Annotated in this window: 8 protein-coding genes; 4 read left to right on the forward strand and 4 right to left on the reverse strand. The window is 68.2% G+C overall.

Translation table 11 applies throughout. The features are described from left to right. Nucleotides 1-3: 3 nt before the first annotated feature. Nucleotides 4-1,044: a cyclase family protein gene (locus tag BRO63_RS11490; protein WP_088139919.1), complete on the reverse strand. Its 1,041-nt coding sequence runs from the start codon at nucleotides 1,042-1,044 to the stop codon at nucleotides 4-6. A 103-nt stretch (nucleotides 1,045-1,147) separates the two neighbouring features. Here BRO63_RS11490 and BRO63_RS11495 point away from each other — a divergent pair, with 103 nt between their 5' ends. Beyond that, nucleotides 1,148-2,143: a Bug family tripartite tricarboxylate transporter substrate binding protein gene (locus BRO63_RS11495; RefSeq protein ID WP_088139920.1), complete on the forward strand. Its 996-nt coding sequence runs from the start codon at nucleotides 1,148-1,150 to the stop codon at nucleotides 2,141-2,143. After that, nucleotides 2,140-2,862 carry an SDR family oxidoreductase gene (locus tag BRO63_RS11500; protein WP_088139921.1) on the forward strand — a complete coding sequence of 241 codons (723 nt, stop codon included), beginning with the start codon at nucleotides 2,140-2,142 and terminating at the stop codon, nucleotides 2,860-2,862. Before BRO63_RS11495 ends, BRO63_RS11500 begins: the two co-directional genes overlap by 4 nt. 24 nt (nucleotides 2,863-2,886) lie before the next feature. Here the strand turns inward: BRO63_RS11500 and BRO63_RS11505 are convergent, their stop codons facing one another. After that, entirely contained in the window at nucleotides 2,887-3,810 is a 924-nt protein-coding gene (locus BRO63_RS11505; protein WP_088139922.1) for a GlxA family transcriptional regulator, read from the reverse strand. A 66-nt stretch (nucleotides 3,811-3,876) separates the two neighbouring features. Between BRO63_RS11505 and BRO63_RS11510 the strand changes: the two genes are divergently transcribed. Beyond that, nucleotides 3,877-4,551, forward strand: coding sequence for a DJ-1/PfpI family protein (locus BRO63_RS11510; RefSeq protein WP_088139923.1), 675 nt, complete (start codon nucleotides 3,877-3,879; stop codon nucleotides 4,549-4,551). Between the two features lie 19 nt (nucleotides 4,552-4,570). On the opposite strand, the gene BRO63_RS11515 is transcribed toward BRO63_RS11510, so the two are convergent. Continuing rightward, on the reverse strand, nucleotides 4,571-5,053 hold the full coding sequence (locus BRO63_RS11515; RefSeq protein ID WP_054454795.1) for an Lrp/AsnC family transcriptional regulator: 483 nt from the start codon (nucleotides 5,051-5,053) through the stop codon (nucleotides 4,571-4,573). A gap of 142 nt (nucleotides 5,054-5,195) precedes the next feature. Here BRO63_RS11515 and BRO63_RS11520 point away from each other — a divergent pair, with 142 nt between their 5' ends. Next, nucleotides 5,196-5,819 carry a LysE family translocator gene (locus BRO63_RS11520; RefSeq protein ID WP_256942885.1) on the forward strand — a complete coding sequence of 208 codons (624 nt, stop codon included), beginning with the start codon at nucleotides 5,196-5,198 and terminating at the stop codon, nucleotides 5,817-5,819. Between the two features lie 43 nt (nucleotides 5,820-5,862). Here BRO63_RS11520 and BRO63_RS11525 read toward each other — a convergent pair whose 3' ends face one another. Next, nucleotides 5,863-7,749, reverse strand: a complete 1,887-nt coding sequence (locus BRO63_RS11525) for an ABC transporter ATP-binding protein (RefSeq protein ID WP_088139925.1) — start codon at nucleotides 7,747-7,749, stop codon at nucleotides 5,863-5,865. Between the last annotated feature and the right edge of the window lie 422 nt (nucleotides 7,750-8,171).

Below are 8,171 nucleotides of genomic sequence, written 5' to 3' on the forward strand. Positions count from 1 at the left end.
GGCTTACACCGTGGCGATGGGTGTCACGGGAGATCCCACCGCGCCAGGCATGCGCAAGGGCGGGGCGGTCAGCAGGAAGCGGTTGCGGCCCTGCGCGTGCAGCCAGTCGGCCAGGTCCTTCAGGTACCAGAGTTCGGCCAGCGGCAGGCCCAGCTTGAAGAGGCAATGGTGGTGCAGCGGCAGGATCGAGTGGCCGGGGCCGGACGTGCGCGCCGGATAGGCCTCGACCGCGTAGTTGTCGGCGCAGATCGCGGCGATGCCCGATCGCGTGATCCAGTCCAGCAGCGCCGGGTCGGAGCCGTCCAGCACGGCGCCGGTCTGCTCCAGCTGGTGCGGGTCGGGCTGGCCGTCCATGGCCACGATCGCTTCGGCAAAGCCCGTGCGCAGCACCAGCATGTCGCCGCTCTCGACCGTGACGTTCTGCGCCCGCATGGCGCTCTGCAGGCCTGCCAGATCGACCACCGTGCGGCCGGGGCCGTAGGCGCGCGCCAGGTCCACCAGCACGCCGCGGCCCTGCATGCCTTTTTCGGCGTAGCGGTTGATGCCGAGCTTGCGCGCATACGAACCGCCGGGCGGGCAGCAGGCTTGGTCCGAGTTGTCGGGGTCCGCGCCGCCGAACACGTCCACGCCGGCCGCGTAGCCGTTGTAGTAGACGCGGCGCGCCTGGCCATCGCCCTGGATGTCGAACAGCGCGCCCACGTGGCACAGGCCGTCCCACTGGGTGGAGTACTGCATGGACAGCGTGACCTGGTCGTCGGACAGCACGTCCACGGCCTCGGGCTGCACCTGCGACATCTGGAAGTTCAGGTAGGGCGTGCCTTCGCGGAAGGTGGGCTTGAGCGTCGGCGGGTGGCGGCGCGGATTCAGCACATTGCCGCCCGGCAGATCCAGCGGCAGGGACAGGCAGAACACCTTGCCCGTGCGCACTTCGCGCACCGCCTGCAGCACTTTCTCCTCGGTCAGCAGGTTCAGGCGGCCGATCTCGTCATCCGGGCCGAAGTCGCCCCAGGTGGAGCCGTCGGGGCGTTGGGTCCAGCGTTTCATCTGCTTGTCTCCGGGAGGTTTTCCATGTTCTTATGAATATAGTACGTATTTACGTACTTTAAAAAGAAATCCGCAATCAGCGGGTTCGATAGGAGACAAGCCCATGACGCAATTCCTGCACCGCAGGTTGGCGATCACCGCGCCGGCCCTGGCCGCGCTGGCCTTCCTGACCTTGCCCGCGGCGCACGCCGCCGGTTATCCCGACCATCCCGTCACCGTCGTCGTGCCTTATCCGCCGGGCGGCGGCGCCGACATTTTCGGCCGCGCCATCGCCCACGCGCTGGAACCGGGCCTGAAGCAGACCGTGCTGGTCGAGAACAAGCCCGGCGCGGGCGGCAACATCGGCATGGCCTACGTGGCGCGCGCCAAGCCTGACGGCTACACGCTGGGCCTGGGCACCATCGGCACCCAGACCATCAACCAGTTCCTCTACAACAATATGGCGTTCGATCCCGAGCGCGACCTGGTGCCCATCGCGCTGGTGTCCACCACGCCCAACGTCATCGCCGTCAGCGCCAAGTCGCCCTACAAGACAGTGGCCGACGTGATCAAGGCGGCCCAGCAGTCCAAGGACAAGAAGCTGACCTATGCGTCGCCGGGCATCGGGTCGTCGGTGCACCTGACCGGCGCCTACTTCGAGGCCATGGCGGGCGTGACCATGCTGCACGTGCCGTTCAAGGGCACGTCGGCGTCGCTACCGGCGGTGGCGGGCGGACAGGTCGACCTGCTGTTCGACAACCTGCCCGGCGCGCTGGCGCAGATCAAGGACGGCAATCTGGTGCGGGGCGTGGCCGTCACGTCGGCGACGCGCGACGCCTCGGTGCCCAACTTGCCCACCGTGGCGGAATCGGGACTGCCGGGCTTCGACGTCACCGCCTGGTTTGCGCTGTACGCCCCGCGCAATACTCCGGAGCCCGTGGTCAAGCAGTTGATCGAGGCCGCGCGCAGCGGCCTGAAGAATCCGGCCGTCGCGGCCAATTTCGCCGGCATGGGCGCCAAGCCCGGCACGCTCTTTGGCGCGGACCTGGCGGCCTTCGAGGCCGGGGAGCGCAAGAAGTGGGGCGGGCTCATCAAGGAAAAGGGAATCACCGCGCAATGAACACGCCCACCGCACTGGTCACCGGCGGCAGCCGGGGCATAGGCCGCGCCATCATCGCGCGCCTGATAGAAGATGGCTTCGAGGTCGTCAACTTCAGCCGAGGCGCGCCCGCGGCGCTCTTGCCCGGCGAGACGTTCCGCTCGGTCGACCTGGGCGACCCCGTGGCCACCATCGCCGCCGCCCAGGAGTTGGCGGCCGAGCGCCGGGTCCTGCATCTGGTCAACAACGCCGGCATGATCCAGGTCGCGCGCATCGGTGATGTGACCCAGGAGCAGATGGCGCGGATCATGGCGCTGAACGTCACGGCGCCGGTCCTGTTGCTGCAGGCCCTGCTGCCCGGCATGCGGGCGGCGGGCTACGGGCGGGTGGTGAACATCGGCAGCCGTGCCGCGCTGGGCAAGGACGGGCGCACCGTTTACGGCGCGTCCAAGGCGGCGTTGGCCGGAATGACGCGCACCTGGGCGCTGGAGCTGGCGGGCAGCGGCATCACGGTGAACACCGTGGCGCCCGGACCCATCGCGACCGAACTGTTCAACCAGTCCAACCCGCCGGGCGCGCCGCAGACGCTGGCGCTGGAGGCGGCGATCCCGGTGGGGCGCGTGGGCCAGCCCGAAGAGGTCGCGCATGCGGTGTCGATGTTCATGGACCCGCAAGCGGGCTTCATGACGGGACAGATGCTGTATGTGTGCGGGGGCGTGTCGGTGGGGCTGGCCGGCTAGCCGCTTGCCGCGTTGCGCAGTGGTTCAGGCCTGTGGCACCGTTCCTTGCGGCGGCGCGTGTATGGCGAACTCGCGCGCCATTTCCTTCCTGGACACCTTGCCGGACGCCGCCAGCGCCTGCGCCCGTTCCAGCCGCAGGCGCTTGAGCACTTCCGTGGGCGCCACGCCGAAATGCGCGGCGAATTTGCGCTGGAAGGTGCGGCGCGACATCTGGCAGGCATCGGCCATGTCGTCGACCGACCAGCGCGCCGACAACTGCGCCTCGATTTTTTCCACCAGGTCCCGGAATGGCGCAGCCACGCGGTCCTGCAGGCGCAGCGCCTGGCTGTACTGGCGCTGGTCGCCGTTGCGGCGCATGAAGACCACCAGCCGGCGCGCGACCCGTTGCGACAGGTCCGCGCCGAAGTCGCGTTCGATCAGCGCCAGCGCCAGGTCGATGCCGGCGGTGACGCCGGCCGAGGTCCAGTACTTGCCGCTTTCGACGTAGATGCGATCGTCTTCGACGCGCAGGGCCGGGTAGAGTTGGCGCAGCCGGTCGGCCGAACGCCAGTGGGTGGTGACGGCGCGGCCGTCCAGCAGGCCGGCGGCGGCCAGCACGAAGGCGCCGGTGCAGACGCTGCAGGTGCGCCCGGCATCCGCGTCGCGGCGGCGCAGCCAGGCGCGCGTCTCGCCATGGGCGCCCGCGAGATCCGCCCCGGGGCCGCCGGGCACGAACATCATGTCCAGGGGCTCGTCGCCGTCGTCGGCAAAGGTGCCGTCCACCTGCATGCGCAGGCCCTGTTCCCAGGTGGCGACCAGCGGTGCGGCGGCGATGGTGCCCAGGCGGTAGAGCTTGCGGCCGGCTTCCTCGTTGGCCGAGCTGAAGGCTTGCCAGGGGCCGGCCAGGTCCAGCGGCTGAAAGCCGTCGTACAGGACGAACAGCACGCGCAGTGGCGCATCCGGCGGCATATTTGGCGCGCGCGTCCTGGCGCGTCCGCCTATGCTGGAAGTCGTCGTTTCTAACGGAGCATCGTCATGCATGTGAATTTTCTCTTGTTCGAGGGGCTGACCCAGCTGGATATGACCGGGCCGTACGAAGTGCTGGCGGGCGCGCCGGGCTTCACCGTGGATTTTGTCGCAAAAACGCGCGATCCGGTACGCAGCGATCGCGGGCTGTGTTTCGTGCCCACGCAGACCATCGCATCGGCGCCGCCCTGCGACCTGCTGGTGGTGCCGGGCGGACCGGGCACGGATGATGCCATTGTCGACGCCGACTGGGTAGCGTTCACGCGCGCTCAGGGGCTGGCAGCGCGCTACGTATTCGGCATCTGCACCGGTTCGCTGCTGCTGGGCGCCGCCGGCCTGCTGCGCGGCAAGCGCGCTTCCAGCCATTGGCGCGCGCGCGAACTGCTGTCGCGCTTCGGCGCCATTCCCAGCGACGAGCGCATGTGCGTGGACGGCAAGCTGTACACCGCGGGCGGCGTGACCTCGGGCATCGACATGGGGCTGAAGGTGGTGGCGGACCTGTGCGGCGAGGACGTGGCCAAGCTGATCCAGCTGCAGATCGAGTACGACCCCAAGCCGCCGTTTCCCGGGGGCACGCCCAAGACCTCGGAGCCGGCCGTGGTGCAGCGTTATCTGGAGATGTCGCAGGCGCGCTTCGAGCGCCGCTCGCAGGCGGTGGACCGGGCCGCGGCGGCGATGGCGTGAGTTCGTGCGGGAGGCGCGGTCACTTCGCCAGATGATCCAGCGGCAACGGGCTTTGCGGCTTGACGGTCTGGATCGCGAAGTTGCTGCGTATGTCCTTTACGCCGGGCAGCTTCAACAGCGTGCCCAGCAGGAAGCGTTCGTAGGCGCGCAGGTCGGGCACCACCACCTGCAGCAGAAAGTCGGACTCGCCCGACACCAGGTGCGCGGCGATGACTTCCGGCAGGGTGCTGACCTCCTCGCGGAACAGGGCGGAGTCGCGCTCGTGGTGCCGCTCCACCTTGATGCCGACGAAGACGGTCAGGCCCAGGCCGACTTCGTCCGGCGCCAGGCGGGCTTCGTACCCCTGGATGACGCCGGCCTCTTCCAGCAGCCGCACCCGCCGCAGGCAGGGCGAAGGCGACAGGCCGATCTGCTCGGCGAGTTCCACATTGGTCAGCCGGCCGTTCTGCTGCAGCGCCTCGAGGATGCGGCGGTCGTAGGCGTCCAATTCGCGTTTTGGCATGAAATCAGGATTGGGTTTATTTGATTGGCGGAATATGCCAATCATCATAAATCCAATGGCATGAATAGGATGCACATGCCAGCCCCGTTTTCCTAGAATGATCGCCTGGGCCAGGACGAAAAGGAGCGGAAAAATGGCGGATATGGCGATGTTTCTAGGGGCTTTGCTGATCGTCTACGTGGTGCCGGGGCCCGACATGATCCTGCTGCTGGAGACCGGCGTGCTGCGGGGCAGGGGGCAGGCGCTGGCGGTGGCCGCGGGCCTGGCCATTGCGCGGGCCGCGCACGTGACGCTGGCCGCGCTGGGGTTGGCGGCGCTGTTCAAGACCCACCCCTGGGCGTTCGACGCGGCGCGCACGGTGGGCGGATGCTATCTGGTCTGGTTGGGAGTGCGGCTGCTGCGCGCAGGACCAGTTTCCTACGACGCCGCCGGACAGGCGCCCGCAAGCCGCGCGGGGCTGGGGCCGGCGCTATTGAGCGGCGTGCTGACCAATGTGCTCAATCCCAAGGCCCTGCTGTTCTGCTCGGTGCTGCTGCCGCAATTCGTGTCGCCCGCCCAGGGTCCGATAGGTCAGCAGTTCGCGGTGCTGGGCGTGATCCTGGTCAGCCTGGGCCTGGCGCTGGACGTGCTGTGCGCGTTGGCGGGAGGGGCGGTGGGGCGCTGGATGTCGGCCAGCCCGCGGGCCCAGAAGATCCAGAGCCGCGTGTTCGGGCTGGCGTTGATCGGCTTCGGCCTGCGCCTGACCGTGGCCCAGCGTCCGGCCTGAGCCGCCGGCCCCGCGGCTTGCGCCGCGGAACCGGCTGTCAGGCTTACTTGGCGTAGGCGTAGGAGGACTCGTCGGCCTCTTCGTCCTTCGAGCGCGGCGGGACCGCGCCGTCTTCCAGCAGTTCCGACTGCGTCAGGCCCTTGGTCAGCTCCAGCGCCTGGCGTTCGAACAGGCGCCGGTACAGGCCGCCCTTCAGGCGGATCAGCGCGTCGTGGCTGCCTTCCTCGATGACGCGGCCGCGGTCCATCACCAGCAGGCGGTCCAGCGCGCGCACCGTCGACAGGCGGTGCGCCACCACCAGCGTGGTGCGGCCCACCATCAGGCGGTCCATGGCCTGCTGGATCAGCACTTCGCTTTCGCTGTCCAGGCTGGACGTGGCTTCGTCCAGGATCAGGATGGGCGCATCGGCCAGGAAGGCGCGGGCCAGGGCCACGCGCTGGCGTTCGCCGCCCGACAGCTTGACGCCGCGTTCGCCGACCAGCGTGTCGTAGCCCTTGGGCAGCGCCATGATGAAGTCATGGGCGCTGGCCAGCCGCGCCGCCTGCTCGATCTCGGCCTGCGTGGCGCCGGGGCGGGCATAGGCGATGTTCTCCGCCAGCGTGCGGTGGAACAGCACGGGTTCCTGCTGCACGATGGCGATCTGGCTGCGCAAGGACGCCTGCCGCGCCTGGGCGATGTCCTGCCCGTCGATCGTGATGCGGCCGTCGTTCACGTCATACAAGCGCTGGATCAGCTTGATGAACGTGGTCTTGCCCGAGCCCGAATGGCCGACCAGGCCGACCCGTTCGCCCGGCGCAATGCGCACCGAGAAATGGTCGTACAGCGCCTTGTCGTGCGCGCCATAGCGGAACGTCACGTCCTCGAAGCGGATCTCGCCGGCCGTGACGCGCAGCTCGCCCGCTCCGGGCCTGTCGTCCACGCCCAGCGGCTGCTTTTCCAGCGCGACCAGTTCTTCCATGTCGTTGACTGAGCGCTGCAGGTTGCGGATGTGCATGCCCACGTCGCGCAGGTAACCCTGCAGCATGAAGAACATCGTCAGGGCGAAGGTGATGTCGCCCACGCTGGCCTGGCCGCGCGACCACAGCAGCAGCGACGCGCCCAGGATGCCCGCCTGCATGGCGACCAGCATCGCGCCCTGGATGCCGCCGTTGATCGTGCCGCGAATCCAGGTGCGGCGCGTGCGGCGGCGCCATTTGTCGACCACGCGGTCCAGCCTGACTTCCTCGCGGTCTTCGGCGCCAAAGGCCTTGACCACCGCGTTGCAGCTGACGGCGTCGGCCAGGGCGCCGCCCATGCGGGTGTCCCAGGCGTTGCCCAGCCGCGCCGCCGGCGCCACATAGCCCAGCGACAGCGCCGCGGTCACGGCGATGTACAGCACCGAGCCCAGGCCCACCACCAGGCCCATGATGGGCCAGTGCACGCCCAGCAGGGCGGTAGCGCCCACCAGCATCACGACCGACGGCAGCAGCGCGACCAGCAGCGTGTCGTTCAGGATGTCCACCGCCCACATGCCGCGCGTGATCTTGCGCACCGTGGAGCCGGCGAAGCTGTTGGCGTGCCAGTCCGTGGAGAATCGCTGCACGCGGTAGAACGCGTTGGAGACGATGCCGTTCATCATCTTCAGCGTAAAGGTGATGATGTTCTGGAACACGGCCTGGCGCAGCAGCGTGCCGCCTATGCCCAGCGCGAGCAGCAGCCAGAACGCGGTCAGCGCCGCGCTCCAGACGATCTCGTCGCCGGCGGCGCCCGAGGCCACGGCGTCAACCAGTTTGCCGGCATACAGCGGCGTCAGCACATCGGTCACCGCCGACAGCAGGGCGAGCACGATGATGCCGGAGGTACGCCAGGGCTGCGCGCCCCAATGGCGGAAGGTAAAGCCAAGGACGTCCTTGAAGGTCTGTCCTCGTAGATCAATTTTTTTTCTGGCCATTGCAATGGCCCGGCGTCACCAGGACGCCGGGAGTCCTTGTGTGGAAAGAGGAAGGAGCGGCCTGCGCGGTAAGGCGCGGGCGATTGCGTTCAGGTTTTTGGGACGGGCACGGAGGACCGGTCGCTAGATAGGCATCCAGCGATGGGTCCGCGCGGGCGACGACTTAATGACGTCGCGGGGACACGCGCGGGATGGCGGTATGCGGATTCATTATCTTGCGCCTCCCAGTGGTGTGAGATGTGGGGGAAAGGGAATGGGCACAGGCCCGAATTGAAGATTCTATAGAAGTGGTGTAGGCGAATCAACGGGTAAGCACGCGCCAGTGTGGGTTTTTTTCAACTGGCGCGGTTTACGCGGGGAGGCTTTTACTACGTGGCTTTCAATCGGGCGTGAACAGGTCCGGCGGCAGGCGCGCCACGGCG

The organism is Achromobacter xylosoxidans, assembly GCF_002192695.1.
In the GTDB taxonomy this organism is placed as follows: Bacteria; Pseudomonadota; Gammaproteobacteria; order Burkholderiales; family Burkholderiaceae_B; genus Achromobacter; species Achromobacter xylosoxidans_C.

Excerpts from the sequence above, each read along its gene's own strand:
- BRO63_RS11490 (WP_088139919.1), bottom strand. The coding sequence starts at position 1,044 with ATGAAACGCTGGACCCAACGCCCCGACGGCTCCACCTGGGGCGACTTC.
- BRO63_RS11495 (WP_088139920.1), top strand. The coding sequence starts at position 1,148 with ATGACGCAATTCCTGCACCGCAGGTTGGCGATCACCGCGCCGGCCCTG.
- BRO63_RS11500 (WP_088139921.1), top strand. The coding sequence starts at position 2,140 with ATGAACACGCCCACCGCACTGGTCACCGGCGGCAGCCGGGGCATAGGC.
- BRO63_RS11505 (WP_088139922.1), bottom strand. The coding sequence starts at position 3,810 with ATGCCGCCGGATGCGCCACTGCGCGTGCTGTTCGTCCTGTACGACGGC.
- BRO63_RS11510 (WP_088139923.1), top strand. The coding sequence starts at position 3,877 with ATGCATGTGAATTTTCTCTTGTTCGAGGGGCTGACCCAGCTGGATATG.
- BRO63_RS11515 (WP_054454795.1), bottom strand. The coding sequence starts at position 5,053 with ATGCCAAAACGCGAATTGGACGCCTACGACCGCCGCATCCTCGAGGCG.
- BRO63_RS11520 (WP_256942885.1), top strand. The coding sequence starts at position 5,196 with ATGGCGATGTTTCTAGGGGCTTTGCTGATCGTCTACGTGGTGCCGGGG.
- BRO63_RS11525 (WP_088139925.1), bottom strand. The coding sequence starts at position 7,749 with ATGGCCAGAAAAAAAATTGATCTACGAGGACAGACCTTCAAGGACGTC.